General features: G+C 47.1%; 14 protein-coding genes. 8 read left to right on the top strand and 6 right to left on the bottom strand.

Going from position 1 to position 20,524, the window contains the following annotated elements; translation table 11 throughout:
- Positions 1–146 precede the first annotated feature (146 nt).
- The 4 genes from fdhF to KHO06_RS23885 all read left to right on the top strand — a co-directional run bounded on the left by fdhF (position 147) and on the right by KHO06_RS23885 (position 7,942).
- On the top strand, positions 147–4,385 hold the full coding sequence (gene fdhF / locus KHO06_RS23900) for a formate dehydrogenase subunit alpha (RefSeq protein ID WP_212582694.1): 4,239 nt from the start codon (positions 147–149) through the stop codon (positions 4,383–4,385).
- A 93-nt stretch (positions 4,386–4,478) separates the two neighbouring features.
- A complete protein-coding gene (locus KHO06_RS23895; protein WP_212582693.1) occupies positions 4,479–5,414 on the top strand; it encodes an endonuclease/exonuclease/phosphatase family protein in 936 nt (311 codons plus the stop codon).
- 147 nt (positions 5,415–5,561) lie between these two features.
- Positions 5,562–7,370 (top strand): amidohydrolase, encoded by a 1,809-nt coding sequence (locus KHO06_RS23890; protein ID WP_212582692.1) that lies wholly within the window; start codon positions 5,562–5,564, stop codon positions 7,368–7,370.
- A gap of 200 nt (positions 7,371–7,570) precedes the next feature.
- On the top strand, positions 7,571–7,942 hold the full coding sequence (locus KHO06_RS23885) for a hypothetical protein (RefSeq protein ID WP_086015291.1): 372 nt from the start codon (positions 7,571–7,573) through the stop codon (positions 7,940–7,942).
- 76 nt (positions 7,943–8,018) lie between these two features.
- Here the strand turns inward: KHO06_RS23885 and KHO06_RS23880 are convergent, their stop codons facing one another.
- From KHO06_RS23880 to KHO06_RS23855, 6 genes are all read right to left on the bottom strand, one after another.
- Positions 8,019–9,116, bottom strand: coding sequence for an ABC transporter permease (locus KHO06_RS23880; RefSeq protein WP_212583429.1), 1,098 nt, complete (start codon positions 9,114–9,116; stop codon positions 8,019–8,021).
- Complete coding sequence (locus KHO06_RS23875) at positions 9,116–10,042, bottom strand: ABC transporter ATP-binding protein (protein WP_199459121.1); 927 nt, start codon at positions 10,040–10,042, stop codon at positions 9,116–9,118. The genes KHO06_RS23880 and KHO06_RS23875 overlap by 1 nt, the downstream gene beginning before the upstream one ends.
- Before the next feature lie 4 nt (positions 10,043–10,046).
- On the bottom strand, positions 10,047–10,994 hold the full coding sequence (locus tag KHO06_RS23870; RefSeq protein ID WP_212583428.1) for an HlyD family efflux transporter periplasmic adaptor subunit: 948 nt from the start codon (positions 10,992–10,994) through the stop codon (positions 10,047–10,049).
- 368 nt (positions 10,995–11,362) lie between these two features.
- Positions 11,363–12,994 carry a methyl-accepting chemotaxis protein gene (locus tag KHO06_RS23865; RefSeq protein ID WP_212582691.1) on the bottom strand — a complete coding sequence of 544 codons (1,632 nt, stop codon included), beginning with the start codon at positions 12,992–12,994 and terminating at the stop codon, positions 11,363–11,365.
- A 420-nt stretch (positions 12,995–13,414) separates the two neighbouring features.
- Complete coding sequence (locus KHO06_RS23860; RefSeq protein WP_005425077.1) at positions 13,415–14,278, bottom strand: MurR/RpiR family transcriptional regulator; 864 nt, start codon at positions 14,276–14,278, stop codon at positions 13,415–13,417.
- An 89-nt stretch (positions 14,279–14,367) separates the two neighbouring features.
- Complete coding sequence (locus KHO06_RS23855) at positions 14,368–15,639, bottom strand: amino acid deaminase (RefSeq protein ID WP_212582690.1); 1,272 nt, start codon at positions 15,637–15,639, stop codon at positions 14,368–14,370.
- Between the two features lie 179 nt (positions 15,640–15,818).
- Here KHO06_RS23855 and KHO06_RS23850 point away from each other — a divergent pair, with 179 nt between their 5' ends.
- The 4 genes from KHO06_RS23850 to KHO06_RS23835 all read left to right on the top strand — a co-directional run bounded on the left by KHO06_RS23850 (position 15,819) and on the right by KHO06_RS23835 (position 20,514).
- Positions 15,819–17,264 (top strand): D-aminoacylase, encoded by a 1,446-nt coding sequence (locus KHO06_RS23850; protein ID WP_212582689.1) that lies wholly within the window; start codon positions 15,819–15,821, stop codon positions 17,262–17,264.
- 51 nt (positions 17,265–17,315) lie between these two features.
- A complete protein-coding gene (locus tag KHO06_RS23845; RefSeq protein ID WP_005425100.1) occupies positions 17,316–17,708 on the top strand; it encodes a RidA family protein in 393 nt (130 codons plus the stop codon).
- 234 nt (positions 17,709–17,942) lie between these two features.
- The gene (locus tag KHO06_RS23840; protein ID WP_050922899.1) at positions 17,943–19,466 is read left to right on the top strand and encodes a sodium:solute symporter family protein; all 1,524 of its coding nucleotides are present in this window, start codon (positions 17,943–17,945) and stop codon (positions 19,464–19,466) included.
- Positions 19,467–19,569: 103 nt separating this feature from the next.
- The gene (locus KHO06_RS23835) at positions 19,570–20,514 is read left to right on the top strand and encodes a sugar kinase (protein WP_212582688.1); all 945 of its coding nucleotides are present in this window, start codon (positions 19,570–19,572) and stop codon (positions 20,512–20,514) included.
- Positions 20,515–20,524: the final 10 nt, after the last annotated feature.

Here is a 20,524-nt window from a genome sequence, read left to right as displayed (position 1 = left end):
GTGACAGAAGTGCTTTCTTTTTATGACACGAAAAAAATGTGGTTTATAAGTTTTGTATCACACCGCCTTGTCTTGCAAATGTTTATCCTTATAGAATGCATGGTTTTATTTGTGCAGATGTGGATTTGCTTTGCTGCGGAGGTTGTATGATAGAAATTGTCATCGATGGAAAATATAGAATTGTAGAAGAGGGGCTGACCCTTCTAGAAGCAGCAAAAGTGTGTGGAGTTGAGATTCCATCACTGTGCGGAATGAACAAAAGTAATGAAAAAGTACCGTGTGACTTGTGTGTGGTTGAAGTTGAAAGCGGCGGTACTAAGCGCGCGTGTGAACTTGAAGTTTACCGTGGCCTTAATGTGGTCACGCAATCAGAACAATTAAGCGAGCATCGCAAAAAAGCCTTAAACCGCATCATGACGGACCATTACGCCGACTGTGAAGCACCATGCAAAACCGCGTGTCCTGCGGGTGTGGATATCCAATCGTACCTTTATCACATCGCACAAAACGATCATCAAAAAGCGATTGAAGTGATTAAGCGTACGCTTCCTATGCCGTTATCGATTGGTCGTGTGTGCCCTGCATTCTGTGAGAGCGAATGTCGCCGCTCGTTAGTCGATGAGCCTATCGCTATTCGTCAGCTAAAACGTCATGCCGCGGATGCGGATTTGTCTGCGCATGAAGCCTATGTACCAGAAAAGAAACCAAGCAAAGGTTTGAACATTGCCGTCGTCGGCAGTGGTCCTGGTGGTCTAACGGCTGGTTACTACTTATCGAATGAAGGCTACGACGTTACTGTATTTGAATCCATGCCCAAAGCGGGTGGTTGGCTTCGTTATGGTATTCCTGAATACCGTTTGCCAAAAGACATTCTCGATAAAGAAATCGAATTAATGTGCCGTAATGGCATGCAAGTTCATACCAATCAAAAGCTGGGTGTCGATTTCACGCTTTCTCAATTGAGCGAAGAATACGACGCAGTGTGTTTGGCTGTCGGTGCGTCTCAAGCGGTTGAAATGCATTATACAGGCAGCGACCTTGAAGGTTGTTACCTGGGCGTTGATTACCTGAAAGATTACGTGACTGAGCAAAACTACGTCACGGGTCAGAAAGTCGCGGTGATCGGTGGTGGTAACACAGCAATTGACTGTGCTCGTACTGCGCGTCGCGCTGGTGCAGACACCACGTTGATTTACCGTCGTACTCGTGACGAAATGCCAGCAGAAGACTACGAGATTGTCGAAGCTGAACACGAAGGGGTGAAATTCCACTTCTTGACCAACCCTGCAGAAAACCTTGCCGATGAAAACGGACGCGTGAATGCGATTCGTCTAGAGCGCATGGCGTTGGGTGAGCCGGATGCATCTGGTCGTCGAAGCCCTAAACCAACTGGCGAGTTCTTTACCGAAGAGTTCGACACCGTGATTGCAGCAGTATCGCAAAAGCCAGATCTGAGCTTCCTCGAAGGCGAAGACTTGTCGATTCCACTTACGCGCTGGAACACCTCTGATGCAGATGAAAAGACCATGCACACCGGCACGGGCAACATCTTCAGTATTGGTGATTTCCGCCGTGGTCCAGCAACGGCAGTTGAAGCGGTGGGTGATGGTCGCGTTGCGGCAAAAGCCATTGACCTATTTTTGAATGGCGATATGGCCGATATGCCAAAGGCGGCGTTCAACTCGCGCAAAGAGAAGAAACTCTCTCAAGTCGATCCGCTTCACTTCGAGAACATCCAGAAAGTCGCTCGCTCTATCATGCCTGAATTGACTCCAGCACAACGTGAGCAAAGCTTCGCTGAAGTGGAGTTGGGCTTTGATAACGAAGAAGCAATGAAGGAAGCGGCGCGCTGCCTTGAATGTGGCTGTCAGGCCAATACTGATTGTGCGCTGCGTGATTACTCCACCGAATATGAAGCTGAGCAAAGCTTTGACTTTTCCTTGCAGGTTAAATCACATCAAGATTGGTTAGATCTTCGTGCGAAAGACCTGCGTCATAAGTACGAAGTTGACCGCAGCTCTGAGTTTATTGAGTTTGATGCCAACCGCTGTATTAGCTGTGGTCAGTGTATCCAAGCGTGTCGCGACAAAGCCGTGCACGGTGTACTGAACTTTGTGTGCGATAAACGAGGTCGTCCGGCATTACGTCCTGACGATCGTCCACACTTTGGAAGTAACAAGAATGGCTTAACTCTGATGGGCGATTCGAACTGTGTGCAATGTGGCGCATGTGTTCAAGTGTGTCCAACAGGCGCGATGGTCGATAGTCGTGACCGCTCGCAAGGTCGTACCGAAGATCTGAAAGCGGTCGACACCATTTGTACATACTGCGGTGTGGGTTGTAAGTTGACCATGTTCGTGGACGAAGCAACCAACACGATTCGCTACGTGAAGGGCGGTGACTCGCCGGTTAACCAAGGCATGCTGTGTGTGAAAGGGCGCTTTGGTTTTGATTTCATCGGCAGTGAAGAGCGTCTTACCACGCCATTGATTCGTAAAGACGGTTGGTTGCAGCCTGCAAGTTGGGAAGAGGCGATTCAACTGATTGCGAGCAAGTTCTCTGGCATCAAGCAAGATTTTGGCAGTAACGCATTGGCGGGTTTCTCTTCAGCGAAAACCACTAACGAAGACAACTACGCATTCCAAAAATTTGTCCGCCGTGAACTGGGCACCAATAACGTCGACCACTGTGCGCGTTTGTGTCACGCATCGAGTGTAACCGGACTTGAAGCGTCACTGGGTAGTGGTGCAATGACCAATGACATCCCAAGTATTAAGCACTCGGATGTGATCTTTATTATTGGTTCGGATACCACATCGGCGCACCCGATAATCGCTTCACACATCAAACAAGCAATTCGTCATCACGGCGCTCGCTTGATTGTGGCTGACCCGAAACGTGTCGATATGGCAGAGCATGCTGAGCTGTATATGGCGCACCGTCCGGGTACGGATGTGATGCTCCTTAATGGCGTCATGCAGCAGATCATCAAGAACGGTTGGTACGATCAAGAGTACATCGAAGAACGTGTCGACGGCTTTGATACCTTACTGCAAGAAGTGATGTCACCAGCTTATAACCTCGATAAAGTGGAGTTGGTTACGGGCGTAAAAGCCGAAGACATTCAAGCAATGGCGCGCATGATCGGTACAGCAGATCGTACGGCTGTTTACTACTCGATGGGGATTACTCAGCATACGACAGGTCATGACAACGTGCGTTCTATCGCTAACCTGCAATTGCTGTGTGGCAACATCGGTATTGAAGGTGGTGGTATTAACCCGCTGCGTGGTCAATCAAACGTGCAAGGCGCGTGTGATATGGGCGCTTTGCCAAACAGCTTCCCGGGCTACCAAAAGGTATACAACCCAATTGTGCGTCAGAAGTTTGCGATTGAATGGAACGCGCCAAATCTGCCTTCTGAGCAAGGTCTAACCCTGACAGAAATCATTGATGCGGCTTGCCATCGTGATGTTCGTGGTATGTACATCATGGGTGAGAACCCAGTATTGAGTGACCCGAACCAAGCGCACGTGATTGAGGGCTTAGAAGCGCTCGATTTCTTAGTGGTTCAAGACATCTTCCTAACAGAAACTGCGCAATACGCGGACGTGGTTCTGCCTTCTTGCTCATTTGCAGAGAAAGCGGGTCACTTTACCAATACGGAGCGTCGTGTTCAGCGTGTGAATCCGGTTGTCACGGCACCGGGTGAGGCAAAAGAAGATTGGTGGATTATTCAAGAAATCGCTAATGCGATGGGAAGTGATTGGGACTACCACTGCGTGTCTGATATCACTAACGAAATTGCACGAGTGACACCTCAATACGCAGGTCTTCGTTGGGAGGCGATCACGCCAAACGGTGTGCAATGGCCGAGCAACAAGAACAACCCGGCAGGTACTCGCATCATGCACCAAACCCAGTTTACTCGTGGTAAAGGACAAATGGTGGGCGTACCGTTCCGTTATGCGGCTGAGCTGCCAGATGAAGAGTATCCACTGGTGCTTACTACAGGTCGTGTGCTTGAGCAGTTCCATACCGGTACCATGACGCGCAAAACCAAAGGGTTGGATAACCTTGCTGGCCCTCGCGCGATGGTGAGCGTGGAAGACGCAGAAGCACTTGGCATCAGTAATGGTCAGCGTCTGACGGTGTCTACACGTCGCGGCAGCATTGAGATTGATGCCTTTGTGACTAAGCGGATTCAAAAAGGTGTGGTGTTCATTCCTTTCCACTTTGTTGAATCGCCAGTCAACCGCCTAACGACAACGGCAACTGACCCGCATGCGAAGATCCCTGAGTTCAAGGTCGCTGCGGTTAAAGTGGAAGTGAGCGAAAAAGCGCGCAACGAAGAGCCTGCAACGGAAGCGGTTCATCCCATTTAAGCCAATCTGTTTAGATACAGTTCAGCAGCGCACTGGCGAGTTGGGCGATTACATATAAGCTTATGATATGTAATCGCTAAACGAGCAGTGCGTGTGCTGAGAGTCATTAAATGGATTGTGTTGTTTCTACCTGCATTAATTTGGCTGCTAGCAAGGCAATATCATGATATCTGGTGGGCGGAGAATCTAACCTCGATTCCCGCTCTCCTTTTATTCGCCTACCTAGGCTTTGCTTTGGTACTTTTGGTTTGCCGTCACTGGGTGAAAGCCATTGCTGCCACTTCGATTGGTTTCGCTTCGATTGCGTTTCTCTTACCCACTCAAATCACGAACAACCAAACCTGCGAAAACCCGCTGACGATCATCCAATTCAACCTGTTCTACGAAAATCCGGACATCAATCAGTTCATCAATTACTTGCTTAAACATCCTGCAGATTTGGTGGTGGTGCAAGAGCTCTCGCCTCAAGTGGGGGAGAAACTCCATCTTCTCGACGATATTTATCCTTTCTATTATGGCGGCCAGCGCGGTGTTGGTTACCCGTCAAATCAGATGATTTTGAGCCGTTATCCTTTGGAGCCAGTTTCGATTTATCACACCCCAGATGGTCAAGAGGTGATTCGAGCAACATGGCAAGTGGACAACCCTATTACCTTGATGACAGCGCATCCTCCTTCGCCAAGAACTGAGCCGTTATGGCAACGTCGCAATGCCCTGATTCGAACCATAGAAACCCTTACTGATTTGTATCCAACACCGGAAATGATCGTGATAGGGGATTTCAATCTTTCTGCTGCAAGCCCAAGGTTTAATGGGCTGTTTTCTCGTTTCCAAACTCAACCTGTTGCCAGTTGGCCAACATCAGTGAAAGGCTTGCCGGTTCCTGCTTTCGCCATGATAGGGATTGATCACCTTTGGCTTAAATCAGAAAAAACGGACAGACAAATCTGTACTCGCCTATCGACAAGTCAACCAAATGGTTCTGATCACCGCTTGGTCACCACGGTGATAGGTAACGTTCTGAATTAATTCCTGTTTCATTCTCAAGATTGTGAGCGAAATCGGTTCACACCTGACAAAAGCGGTCTTTACTTTATACACCATGCTCCCCTTTCTTTTTTGGAACGGGATTCCATAACTAAAGCAGTAAATAAACTGGTGATACAAGGGTTAAAAATGAAACCATTCAAACGAACGTTAGTGGCAGGTGCCATCCTAGGGTTAATTGGCGCTGTGGCAGGATGCAGCCCAGCAGAAGAAGCGAAACAACAAGAACCAAAACCTGAGGCTCAGGTAGAAGAACAAGCTCAAGCAACTGCGCCTGCGGAAAGCGGTGAAACGATCTATTTGGCAGACACCATCATCACAATGGATGAAGACCAGCCTCGTGTAGAGGCGGTGGTAGCGGACGATGACGGCAAGATTGTTTTTGTTGGACAAGAAGCGCAGGCGCTGAAGCAGTTCCCAAATGCGGATAAAGTCGATTTAGAAGACAAGGTGATCATGCCTGGCTTTATTGAGCAGCACCTGCATCCGTTTCTCGGTGCACTCACGTTGAGTATGCCGGTCATTGCTCCTGAAGAGTGGCAGTTACCAAGTCGTACTTGGCCAGCGGTGAATGGACATGAAGAGTATCTGGCCGCGTTGACTGCCGTTGAGAAAGAGATGAAGGATCCAAATGAAGTATTGTGGACATGGGGCTACAACAACTTCTTCCATGGTGAATTGACACGCGCTGATCTTGATAAGATCTCGAAAACACGTCCAATCGGTGTATGGCATCGTTCGGCACATGAGTTCTATGTAAACACGGCATTTGTTGAGAAGTTTGGTCTTAACCAAGCTGACATCGATAAACAAGGTAAAGAGGTAGCAGCTCAGTCAGATCTGGAAAATGGTCATTTCTGGGAAGGTGGTGCGTTGATTTACCTGTTACCACGTATCTACAAAGATCTTGGCAGTGAAGCAAGATTCCGTGCCGGACTAGAGCAAATGGTGGAAATGCTGCACGAGAAAGGGGTGACGGCTTACAACGAACCTGGCGCGTTTATACCAGAGGATATGGTGGGTCTGTATAAAGAGATCTTGGGCGCAGATGAAACACCAATGTATTCCTTCTTTACACCAGAAAGTAAGTCACCGTACTTCCTGAAAGGCAAAGAGGGTGTGGTTCAAGCGGTTGAAGAGATCACCAAAACCTTCCCTGATGAAGGCAAAGTTCGCTTCTTTAAAAACCAAGTTAAGCTACTGTTCGATGGCGCAATCATCTCTCAGTTAATGATGATGAAGGACGGTTATCTGGATGGTCACCATGGCGAGTGGATTCAAACCCCTCAAGAAGTCGAAGACATCACCAAGCTCTTCTGGGAGAAGGATTACCAAATCCTCGTTCATGTAAACGGTGATGAAGGCGTTGAAAAGCTGATTGAAATTTTGAAACGCCGTCAAGCTGAATACCCACGTGAGAACCACCGTTTTACGATTGTTCATTTTGCCAATTCGACCGACGAACAAGTCAAGGAACTGAAGGAGCTAGGTGCGATTATTAGTGTTAATCCATATTACGTAACGGGCTTTGGTGATCGCTTTGGTGAAGTCGGGTTAGGTGAAGAGTGTGCGCACGCGATGGTTCGACTAGCCACGATTGAAAAAGAGCAGATTCCTGTTTCTTTGCATTCGGATATGCCAATGGCTCCGGCTGATCCGCTGTTGCTGGCGTGGAGTGCTGCTACTCGCCAAACCAACAATGGAAATGTGCTGCGTAAAGATCTCGCGCTCTCTCGTGAGGCCGCACTAAAAGGCATTACCATTGAAGCGGCATATTCGTGGGGGATGGAAGATACGCTCGGTAGTATTGAGGTAGGTAAAGTAGCCAACTTCACGGTGCTGGAAGAAGACCCTTACAAAATCGACATCAACAAGCTGAAAGATGTGCCGATTTATGCAACCGTCTTTGAAAGCAAGTTGTTCCCTATCGATAAATAGCACCAAAATCCAGTACTTAAGAACTGCAAAGTGTCTAGTTATTTAGAATTAGGTTAAACCAAGCGACGGCTTGTCATGGAATTGACTGACTCTGACCGTCGCTTGTTATTTGTGTGAATTCTTTAACCTAAACTTCATCCGCTTTCTATACTGAAAAAGAAGCAAAGAAAAAAAATTCATAACGATAAGAGGCAACTTGCATGACAAGAACTACCTCAGCAGTGTTAATACTAATCTTAATGAGCGCCTATTTTGCCTATAACCGTTTTTACGTTTATCCGCAAAAGTTACAAACACAGGCGGAATCGATGCTGATCCAAATGGCCAACCGTGAAGAGTGGCTTGACGTACATGAGATGATGGAACGTGTAGAAGCGCACAAGGCGCATCTGGAGTTGAACGCAGACATTACCTCAACCAGCGGCAAACGCGCATACAGCGAAGGGTATATTACCTACAGCGACCGCAGTCGAAACGTTTGTAAACAGGTGGTGTTCAACTTCAAAATCAATTCGCTAAGAAGCTATAGCATTTCAGATCTGCATGACTGCTCTTTGGGTGAGTATTACTGATTTCGCTATGATGATTGAATGATTCAATAAAAACGCTCCAATTCTGGAGGCGTTTTTAGTTCTAGAACCTTGTAGGTTAATCGAGTGACTTCTTGAAGCGAAGTGAAGCAACAAAGAGACCGATAACGGTAAACCCAAGCAGCCAAAGCGTATCTCGCCAAAGCTCCATCAAATCTGCACCACGTAACACCACACCACGAATAATACGCATGAAATGTGTGGCTGGCAGGGCTTCTGATATCCATTGTGCCGCAACGGGCATCCCTTCATAAGGGAACATAAACCCTGATAATAAGATTGATGGCAGAAGAATAAACACCGTCATCTGCATCGCCTGTAGCTGAGTCGTCGCAATGGTGGATATCACCAAACCTAAAGTTAAACTCGCGGCGATAAATAACAGCGTGCCAAACAATATCTGACTAATGGCACCGTTTATCGGTACATTAAATATCCAGTGACCCAAACCGAGAATGATGAAGACTTGAATCAAACCTACGAAGATGTAGGGAATGATCTTCGCCACCATCAGCTCGATAGAGTGGATTGGTGTGGTAATCAGTAACTCTAGATTGCCACGCTCCCGTTCTCGAACAATGGCTGCACTGGTGAACAAGATCATCGTCATGGTTAGAATCACGCCCAACAAACCGGGGACAATGTTCACCGCCGAGCGCCGACTCGGGTTGTAATACAGCGCAACTTCAAAGGTTTTGGTTGGGGCAGGGCGTATCTCAAAATCAAAATCCGTTAACGGCATGGTTTGTAGTGAGAGAATCGCTGAGCTGATCATTGTGTCGGAACCATCCACAATCCACTGACCAAGCTCTCTACTTTGCACCATACGTTGGGTTAGATCGCTAGGCAGAATCAAAGCCGCACGAACGATACCATCTTGAATGGCTTGTTCTGCTTGCTCCGCGGTAGCGAAGGTTTCGACCACATCGACCACTTGCGTGACTTTGACGGATTCGGTAATCACGCGTCCGGCGGTACTGCCACTTTGATCGACGACACCAACGGGAATATTGCGAATATCGGTATTAATGGCGAAGCCGAACAGCAAAAGCTGAATCAACGGGATCATCACGACCATACCAAAGGTAATGCGGTCACGTGAAAGCTGACGGATCTCTTTGATCATCACCGCTTTCATACGGGCGATAGATTTCATCATTGGCGACCTTCCCCCGTAACGCTTACAAACACATCTTCCAAGCTAGGACGAGCAATGTTCATCTCGCAGCCCTCAAGCTCAGGAAAGGTTTGGGTTAACCATTCGATTGGTTCTTCGATGTGCTGGTGGATCAAAATACGTAAGCGAATGCCTAGCTGTGCGGCCGAGCGCACCTCTTCACGCTGAATGACTTTCTCTTTTAGCTCGCGTAAGTTATCCGCTTTGACTTCAACGATGTTAACGCCCATTTGCGCCATGAGCTCTTCTGGTTCACCATCGGCGCGGATTTCCCCCGCTTCCATAATCGCTAGACGATGACAGCGTTCTGCTTCGTCCATGTAGTGCGTGGTGACCAAAATCGTGGTGCCTTGGTCAGAGAGATCAAACAATTGCTCCCAGAAATCACGTCGGTTCTCTGGGTCAACCGCAGACGTGGGTTCATCGAGAAACAACAGTTCTGGTTTGTGCATGGTCGCAGCGGCGAGAGACAAGCGCTGCTTCTGACCGCCACTCATTCCGCCGACGCGCTGTTTACGTAGTTGGTCGAGACCGTAGGTGGATAGTTGTTCTTCGATGCGAGCTTTTAGGGCCTTGGTTTCCATTCCAAAGATTTGTCCAATAAACTCAAGGTTCTCTTGAACCGTCAGATCATCATAGAGGGAGAACTTTTGTGTCATGTAGCCAATCTTAAGGCGCAGCAATTCCGATTGTTTTGGGATCTCTAGCCCGAGTACATCAACATTGCCCTCACTTGGGCTGAGTAGGCCTGTTAACACACGAATGGTTGTCGATTTACCGCAGCCGTTGGGGCCAAGAAAACCATAAATACTGCCTTTGGGCACATTAAGCGTGATGTTGTTGATGGCGGTGAAGTCACCAAACTTTTTCACTACATTTTCAGCTTGAATCGCGTATTCGGTCATTGGCTTACTCCACCAAATCCACTTGCGCTGGAATACCCGAAGGCAAGGATTGTGCGGAGTCTTGAAGGTCGACTTCTGCAAGGTACATCAAACGTGAGCGTTCTTCCTCGGTAAGCGCGAAATAAGGTGTAAATGAAGGCTCAGTCGCAACCCAACGAACGGTGCCGCTATATGGTTGCTCAACGCCATCTACATGCACGTTAACCGTTTTACCTGGCACAAAGTCGACTCGATAGTTAGCAGGAACATAAACGCGAGCGTATGGGACGCGGCTAGCTTGAATCACAGCAACCACGCCATTGACAGGGACGCGTTCGCCAAGGTTAAACGGTAGGCTATCTAACAAGCCATCTCGCGTGGCCGTGATGGTGAGTTCTGCCAGTTTCTGCTCTTGCAGTGCCACATCGGCTTTTGCTGCCATGAGTGCGGCTTTCGCTTGTTCAATATCTTCAGGGCGAGAGCCAGCCGTCAGTTTGCTGAACTCTTCCTGTGAGGAGTCTAGCTCTGCACGGGCAGAATCTCTGGCTGCTAAAGCGGTGTCTTTTTCTGATTGGCTGATGAGTTTCTTACGAACTAACTCTGCTTTACGTTGGTAGTTCTTTTGCGCTTCAACCAATTGAGCTTCCGCTCTGGCAACACGTGCTTGCGCTGCAGCAATGTCTTCTGGTCGCTCACCATTGGTCAATTTCAAAAGATAGGCGTCAGCCTTGGCTTGTTCGGCTACGGCGTGAGCTAAAACGGCTTCTTGGTTCTTTGTATCGAGCTGAACCAGCACTTCTCCTTCGGTGACTTGGCTGCCTTCCTTGATGGGTAGGGCACGAATTATCTCGCTAGAGGTTGCAGTAAAGGTTACACGGTCACGTTCTAATGTGCCAAGGGCTTGCTGCCCGTCATCTTTGGAACAGGCAGTTAAAAGAGTCAGGGCTAGGGTGCCAAGAATGATTCGCTTCATCATGCGACGCTTCCTCTAAGAAGGTGAGCTCGAATTCGTATCAAGCTATAGAAGAGTGTGGGACTGCATTCAGTGTAACGTGAGTCGTTTTTGTCCGGCTAGGAAGTTAATTCCTTCAATATTCATCAATTGATTAATTATTGAAACTGGCCTCACTCTTGAATGAGTCTCTAAGAATATTCTCATTCAAATATAGTGGGTTACCGTGATGTTGGTGGGATTAGAAAAGATAAATTGAAGAATCGAGACAAGGATCAGGTTTACTGTACACACGTAAAGAAACGGCTGGATAAAGTAAAGCCCGATGGTTGAGCATCGGGCTTTACAGAGCGCGCTAGGACAAAGTTAACGCAACCTTTAATGGCTGTTTAAGCCGTTTTAAACTGACTGACGATTTCTTGTAGACCAACCGCCAGTTCACTCAAGTCTCGGCATGCAATCGCGGTTTGACGAGAGCCTGTTGCGACTTCGCTAGAGAACTGGTTGATGTGTTCGACATTGCGGTGCAGCTCTTCAGTCACAGAGCTTTGCTCACTGCAGGCACTCGCGATTTGGATGCTCTTTTCAGCGATGTTGTCAGCGCTTTGTTCGATGTGACCAATCGTCGTTCCCGCTCGCTGAGCTTGTTCAACGCACACTTGAATCAAATCGTTGCTGTTGTTTGTAGCCGATACCGCGGTTTTCGAGCAATTCTGAAGTTTACTGATGATAGCAATGATCTCTTCTGTCGATGCTTGTGTGCGACTCGCTAGCGTACGAACTTCATCAGCTACAACTGCAAATCCGCGGCCTTGTTCACCCGCGCGGGCAGCCTCAATTGCGGCATTGAGAGCAAGCAGGTTAGTTTGCTCTGCGATGTCTTGAATCACGTCAACCACCACGCTGATGTTCGATGCGTCTTGCTCTAGCTCGCTTACCATGGTGCCAACAGATTGAATCGCGATTGAGGCTTCGTTGATCTGCTCAATACATTCTTGAACCACTTCTAAGCCTTCTTTGGCTTCTTGAGAGGCGCTGTTTGCAGTTTCTGAAGCGGCTTCTGTGTTACTTGCTACATCATGTACTGTTGCTTGCATTTCGTTCATGGCGGTCGCAATCAGGTTAAGTTGTTGCTGTTGCTCATCCATGCCAGAAGAGGTTTGCTCTGAAATGGCGCTCACTTCCTCGGTAGCGGTGCTCACTTGGGCGGTAGTAGAAGAGATGCTGTCGACCAGACTCAGCAGCTTGGCTTGCATATCTTCACAGGCGTCTGCCAATAATCCGAGCTCATCGTTACCAATTTTATTGCGCGGAAGTTTGTAGGTTAGATCGCCAGAAGCAATCTTTGAGGCCATTTCAACCACATATTGCAGCGGAGAACAGATTTGTTTTGTAAGGAATAAGCCGAGCACGAAGCTCAATGCCAATAAAGCAACAATCGCGATAATGCTATAAGTGATGGCGTCTGCAACTACATCGTGAGTGCTGTTGATGTCTTCTTTGATGAAGGTTTGGTTTAACTCAACCAGATCTTTAATCGAGCTAGAAAGTGCTTGGAACGTTGAAAAACCATCCAGCAGCATGGCGTTGGCTTCGTCAATACGTTTCGTGGTTAATAGCTCTGAATATTTGTCGTTGAAGCTACGGTACTTTGACCATGCACTCGATACTTCATTATAAGTATCACGGTCGCGCTGATCCCAAAGTGATTTACCGTATTGTTCAATATAGTTGTCGATTTTATTTTCTGATTCATCCAAACCTTTAAGCCAAGTGTTAAATTCAGCATGGTTTACATTAGTCAGCAAAGAGAATTCGTCTTTTCTTAAGGTGCCAATTTCGATTTCAATATTTTTTACTAGCAAAATACTTGGCACTGTGGTGTCAGAAAATTCTGTCATCTTGCCATCAATAAGTTTTATTTGAGAGGTAAAGAAGAAAGATAACGCAATGACGGCAGCGGAGATAACAAGTATCAACGCACTGATTTTACTCTTAATACTTAGGTTAGAAAGTTTCATAGACTCACTGCAAATTGGGGGGCTTGAAAGGCTCGGAGTCTATTCCTGAGATTTGAAATTTAGTGTGATGAAAGTCTCAAATAGTTTTATCGGAAACGAAAATAAAATGGAAACTTAATGTTCATATTTCGTTTGAAAATAAGTTAATAGTTAATCAATATTGATGGGGAAAATAATTAATTAACTTATAAATTATTTTGAGTACGAATTGGTATTAATCTTGATAACCTTACATTCAATCAGAATTTTCTTATTGATGAATTTCGTTATTTATGTGTTAGCAAGTTTTCCTAAATATTAAAACAAGACATCGTACCGAATTGAAGTCTTATCTCGGTAAAATAAAAGCCCGATGCTGAACATCGGGCTTCATTGTTTGAGTTTTATCAGCGAGATTTTGGGTATCTAGACTACGTTGGTTTAATCACCAAGAGGCTGTCTTTCCAAACCGCCACGATAAGAGTCGAGGGCAACTTTGAGTCGGCGAAGTTTATCGCGCGAGCGTCGCTTATGATTAACGGCTAATGCCATCGAAAGTACATCAACCAAAGCCAACATCGCGTAGCGAGAAGCCGATGGCTTGTAGATGAAGTCCGTCTCTTGGTGCTCAATAGGCAGAACCAAGTCGGCTTGTTCAGTCAAAGGTGTGTCTTTCGGAGTAATCACAATAACTTTCACGCCGTACTGCTTAGCTAATTGTGCGGTTTCTATGATGGCAGGGGTATAGCCAGTGGCTGAGATCATCACTAACACATCGTTCGCGTCTGCCGTCGCCGCAATCATGCGCGATAACAAGCCATCGTTGTACGCCACAACAGGGTAGCCTAGACGGAATAAACGATGCTGCATCTCCTGTGCTGCAATGGTTGAGCCGCCACCCATACCAATACAGATCACTTGTCTTGCGTTATGCAGCCAGTTCACAGCAGTGTCGATATCTTCTTCAACAATCAAACTGCGGTTTACATCAAGGGATTGCTTGATCGACTCATAAATGCCTTGATAGCCACTTTGATCAGGCGGTTCAAGGATGAATCGTTGTCCAACCGTTAAGGTTTGTGCCAGTTTGATCTTCATATCACGCACGTTTTTGCAGCCAACAGCTTTAGCAAAACGGGTAATGGTGGCTTCACTCACTTCTGCACTTTCTGCCAGTTCAGTAATGCTGGCGTTGGCGGCAGTTTGAATGTCGTCCATGATCAACTTTGCGACCTTCTTTTCGGCATCGCGCAGCGCACTGAAACGTTCAGTGATTTGAGAGATAATATCGACTTCTAAACTCAAGCTGTGTTCCTATCTTTTGCATGGAGGCGATTGTGCCGCCTCCACTGGTTTGGCATGAAGTATAACGAAAAGCCTCACTAAGCTCATCATCAGAAACGGGTTTTCACCCAATGAGTGACTTGATACTCATCATCACAAACCGCCACTGCACGCCACTTATCAAACGTTAAACATGGATGAGAGGTTGAGAAGGCAATCATATCACCCACTTGAAGGTCGCTGTTTGCGTCTACTTCGATGAACGCATGCTGATCCATCACTGCGGTCGTTACCGCACTTTCAATAGAGATTGACTCACCATCGCGGTAAGCACGCTCGGGGATTGGCAATCCAGCATCAAACGCCACGTCACGTTTGCCAAAGCCGGCAACTAGCTTGGTTGGCTCAGGACGAGAAATCACATAAGCCCAAAGCTCTAGTGCCGATTCTAAATCACCACCTAGATCACACGCCGCACCTTGGTTGTTTTCAGCGCGCTGCATGACTTTGTTTTGTGCGTCTAGGTAAATGCCTGTGTCATGAATCGCGTAGCAACCTGGGCGAATGACGGCATCAAAATCTTCTAGGTTGGCGAAGCATTCAGAAACCACGTCATACCAAGCAGAGCCTGCGCCAGTAACAAGAGGTTTGGACTCAATCAACTTGTCGCTTTGTAGTTGGGCTGCGATTTCTAATGTGGTGTTGAGGAAGTCACGGATGTTCTGCTCAGCATTGTCACCATGAATGACACCTTCGTAAACCTCGATACCTTTGAGCGTAAGGTGAGGTTGCTGGTGGATGAGTGTGGCGAGCTCAACCACATCTTGTTGGTTTCGGCATCCACAGCGACCGCCTTCGACACCAAACTCAATCAGTACATTAAGCGGCAACTGATATTCAGCGAAGGCACGCTCTAGCGCTTTGACGTTTCGGTTTGAATCCACACAGCAATAGAAGTTGATTCCATGGGTTTCAATCAAGTTGGCGATGATGGTCATGTTAGCGCGCCCGACTAGTTGGTTCGCCATGATGATGTTTTTCGCTCCGCCTAGCGCCGCAATCTCTGCCTGAGCTGGCGTTGCGACGGTAATGCCCCAAGCGCCGTTTTCTAATTGCTGCTGAAAGAAAGCGGGAGTCATGGTGGTTTTACCGTGCGGTGACAGTTTCACTTTGTGCTGATTGGCAAAACGCTGCATCCAATCGAGGTTGTTCTTCAATGAAGAAGATTTGATCACCGCAGCGGGCAAGGTGATCTCTTCATGGATCAAACTGTGTAACCCATCGGAATTACACGCAACAGGTTGAGCTTTCTCTCCGTAACCTGGCGTGGTAACACACTCATTATGATAGTTTTTATCACACTTTTGGCGATTGTCTTTCATGGCGTACCTACTTCTAACATGGTCTAAGTAATTGATATTAAGTGTTTGTTGCTAACTACCATAAATAACATGTTAGAAAGTATCAAACAAATCTGAGTTTTTTGTGTGTTTCTTCACTGTTTAAATTTCAAGAATTATTAAGATGGAATCATGTTAACGACGGACGAAGAGAGTGAAGTATGTTGTTCGATACCATTATCAAAAGCGTAGAGGTATTTGACGGTACGGGTGCAGCACCATTCATTGCTGATGTTGCGATTCGTCAAGATCGTATTGAGCAAGTAGGGCAGCTAGACGAGCTTTCTGCAAAGAAGGTTATCAACGGTCAGGGTCTTGCGTTGGCTCCGGGATTTATTGATGTGCACACGCACGATGACACCAATGTGATTCGTTACCCTGACTGCTTGCCAAAGATCAGCCAAGGTGTGACGACAGTAATCGTAGGCAATTGCGGAATTAGCGCGAGCCCTGCGGTACTCAGTGATACTCCGCCAGACCCAATGAACCTATTGGGCAAGCAGGAAGACTTCAAATACCCAACCTTTGCGGAGTATGCGAAGGCGGTGCAAGCGGCGAACCCTGCAGTCAACGTTGCTGCGTTAGTCGGTCACACAACTTTACGTAACAACGTGATGGACGACTTACTGCGCACGGCAACCGATGAAGAAATCGACCAAATGCGCCAAACATTGGCACAAGCGATGAAAGAGGGCGCATTGGGTTTGAGCTCGGGTCTTGCTTATGCGAGTGCCAAGCAAGCCAACGCGGATGAAGTCATGCGTCTAGCGGAAATTCTCGGTCATCACGGTGGTATCTACACCACACACATGCGCACCGAGTTTGAAGAAATCATCAGCGCAATGGAAGAAGCCTTTGAAACTGGGCAGTACGCCAAAGTGCCCGTGGTGATTTCTCACCTTAAATGCGCAGGTGCAGGCAACTGGGGACGCACGGTAGAAGTGCTGGATTTGATGGATAAGGTTTCTGAGCATCAAGACGTGTCTTGCGATTGCTACCCATATTCGGCGAGTTCTTCAACACTGGATTTAAAACAGGTGACGGATGAAATCGACATCTTCATTACCTGGTCAGAAAGCAAGCCAGAACACGCTGGCAAGATGCTAAAAGACATTGCTGACGAGATGCAACTGCCTCTTATGGAAGCAGCAAAAGCGTTGCAACCTGCGGGCGCGGTTTATCACTGCATGGATGAAAACGACGTCAAACGTGTCCTCAAATATAAGTTGACCATGGTGGGCTCGGATGGATTACCAAACGACCCGCACCCACATCCACGTTTGTGGGGAACATTCCCGAAAGTCTTGGGGCATTACTGTCGTGAAGAGCAGCTTTTCCCATTGGCAGAAGCGATTCACAAGATGACAGGAATGTCAGCAGCACGCTACCAACTAAAAGATCGTGGTGAAATAAAAGCAGGCGCATATGCTGACTTGGTTTTATTTAACCCAAATACAATTAAAGATACTGCAACGTTTGAAAATCCAATTTCCGTCGCGCAAGGTATTGAATCTGTATTTGTAAATGGCGAGTTATCTTATTTAAAAGATAACGTCACCGAAAATAGAAATGGCGTATTTATTTATAGAAATAATACCCATCAATAACTTATTAAATTAATTAATTTTATAGATTAAGCATTATCACTGGAGAATATTATGTCAATTAAACGTTATGGTGTAGAAGGCGGCGTAGGTACTGGCGGTCAACATTTACCATTTGCACGCGCAACAGAAGCAGGCGGCTTCTTATACGTATCGGGTCAAACACCAATGACTGATGGCGAAGTGGTAGAAGGCGGTATCGTTGACCAATCTCGTCTAGCGATTCAAAACTGTGTCGATATCATGGAAGAAGCAGGCTATACGTTAGCTGACGTGGTACACGTGAAAGTGGTGCTAACGGATTCTCGTTACTTCCAATCGTTCAATAAAGTGTTCAGAGAGTTCTTCGGTGACCACCCACCGGCACGTATTTGCATGGTGTGTGACCTAGTCGTTGACGTGAAAGTCGAGGTCGATGTGACTTGCTACCGCGAAGATCGCCGATAGAAATCACATTTTACCTAATTAAATAAAATTGAGTGCCGGAAATAATTACTTTTCTGTTATTATCTTTTGGGCACTCTCACTCCCTACATAAATATAATTTCATAAAGCAGCAGTGTCTAATATATTTAGCAAAAGCTATAAAAATAAAATTAGATAATTTCTGGAATAAAATCTAATACTTGCTGCTGGAATTATATCAATCTGAAAGATGGATTTTGATATGAGAGGTGTTCAATGAACAGTACACTTTTTCTTACCGGCTTCGGTGCGTATGTCTTATTTTTAATTTGGTTGGGATGGTTTGTCTCTCGCAATCAAAAATCAGGTGAAGACTTTCTACTCGGTGGTCGAGGCTTACCTCTGTTCCTCGTATTAGGTACCACGGTAGCAACCATGGTTGGCACGGGCTCCAGTATGGGCGCGGTGGGCTTTGGTTACTCAAACGGTTGGGCTGGTGCGCTTTACGGCATTGGTGGCGCAATTGGTATCTTGTTATTGGCGCTGTGGTTTGCGCCAGTTCGTAAACTCAACTTTATGACCATGAGTGAAGAGCTCGCATACTACGTAGGTGCAAACCGCATCGTGAAGAACGTGGTTGGTCTGCTTATCTTTATCGCTTCTATCGGCTGGTTGGGCGCACACATCCTTGGTGGTGGTATGTACCTAGCGTGGATTGCCGATATTGAGCTGAGCACTGCGAAGATGATCATCGCAGCAGCGTTTACCATTTACGTTGTTATTGGCGGCTACACTGCGGTGGTTTGGACGGACACCATTCAAGCTATCATCTTATTCGTTGGCTTCATTCTAATGGCGGTACTGTCAGTGCAGCACATTGGCGGCTTGGATAACCTCTACTCTGCCATGGACCCAGAAGCGGTTAGCTTCCTTGCGATTGATAAGCTTGGTTTAATCCCAGCGGTTTCTCTTGCTGTTGTGATTGGTGTGGGTGTACTTGCAACGCCTTCATTCCGCCAACGCATCTACTCAGGCAAAGATGTATCAACCATCCGCCGTTCGTTCGTTGCTTCTGGTGTGCTGTACTTGTTCTTCTCTATCATTCCAGCAGTCATTGGTATGGCGGCGCATGCGATTGACCCTGAACTAAACAACGCGAACTTTGCTTTCCCATACATCGCGGCAACGGTATTGCCAGTAGGTGTTGGTCTTATCGTTCTGATTGCAGGTCTATCGGCAACCATGTCGAGTGCAAGTTCCGATGCGATTGCGGGCGTGTCTATCTTACTGCGTGATGTTTACGTCATGTTCACCGGTCGTGTGCCAAACAAAGAATCCATGTTGAATTACTCTCGCTTGGCTTTGGTTGTAGTGATCGGTTGTGCATTGCTGTTCGCGCTAACTTCGAACGACATCATTAGCTACATCACTAAGATGATCTCGACAGTTATGTCTGGCATGTTCGTGTGCGGTATGTTGGGTCGCTTCTGGAAGCGTTACAACTGGCAAGGTGCATTGGCAACATTGGCAGGTGCGTCTATCGCTTCATTTGCTGTCATGATGAGCCCTGACCTGACCGCTTTCTGGGGTAACCCAGTGATTCCATCTTGCTTATTTGCCCTAACCGCAGGTGTGGTAGTAAGCCTAGTGACTCCAGCTAACCAAGTTTCACCAGAAATGGCACGAGCAATCCTAGATGATGAGCGTGCTCTGATGGAAATGGAACTGTCTGACAAAGGTGTTCTGGAAGAAGACGCGTCTCTGCAAAACCGCGCAACGGCGGCAAATCAAAACGCTTAACAGCAAAGAGTTTCCGGCTCGAACAGAAACTCGCTCATAAGCTCCTGACAAACTGGTGACTCCCCCGAGCCACCATTCTAAATTTATCCAAAGTAGGTGAACGATGACCGATTCATCCCAGACTAAAATTGCTTTCTTTGGCGAATGCATGATTGAACTGAGCGGCGACCCAATTCGCAAAGGCTTTGGTGGCGACACGCTCAATACCGCACTTTACCTCTCTCGACTAACGGCTCAGCAGCCTGTCCAAGTGTCCTACGCGACCGCTCTTGGGGAAGACGTACTTTCTCAAGAGCTTCTGGAAAAGTGGCAACAAGAGGGCATTGCGACTGATCTTGTCGAAATCTTCCCAACTCAGCTTCCGGGTTTGTACATAGTACAGACCGACCAGGAAGGCGAACGCAGCTTTCTTTACTGGCGTGATAGTGCAGCCGTTAAAAGTTACTTCTCTACCTCTTCACTCAACAAATTAGAAGCCGCGATTGCGAACCGAGAGCTGGACTACCTCTACCTAAGTGGCATCAGCATTGCGATTCTAAATGACGATAGCAAAGTAAGGCTTAAAAAGGCGTTAAGTCAGTTCTCACAAGCTGGAGGCAAGGTTATCTTCGATAACAACTTCCGTCCTCAACTTTGGTCTGCAACAGAGGCAAAGCATTGGTACAGCCAAATTCTGCCTTTAGTCGACATTGCGCTTATCACAGAAGACGATGATGTCTTGGTATGGGGTGAAGAGGAAAGTGCCGAGCAGCGCTGCCTCCGCTTTGGTTGCCAAGAAATCGTGATTAAACGTGGCTGTGAGCCCTGCAAACTGGTTTGGTCGCAAGGTGACGACAAGCAAAGTGCTTACGTAGCCGCCGAGAAGGTTGTCAAAGTAATCGACACCTGTGCCGCCGGCGATTCATTTGCTGCTGGTTACCTTGCAGGACGATTGACCGGACAAAGCTGTGAGCAATCTGCCCAACTCGGTCACGCACTAGCAGCAACCGTTATTCAATATCCTGGCGCGATTATTCCAAACGACGCCATGACTCATCTAATTCGATAACTTCCGAGAA

It is taken from the genome of Vibrio sp. B1FIG11, assembly GCF_905175335.1.
Taxonomy (GTDB): domain Bacteria; phylum Pseudomonadota; class Gammaproteobacteria; order Enterobacterales; family Vibrionaceae; genus Vibrio; species Vibrio campbellii.
The sequence above is the reverse complement of the archived record's forward strand: the minus strand, read 5'-3'. Positions and strand labels throughout refer to the sequence as shown.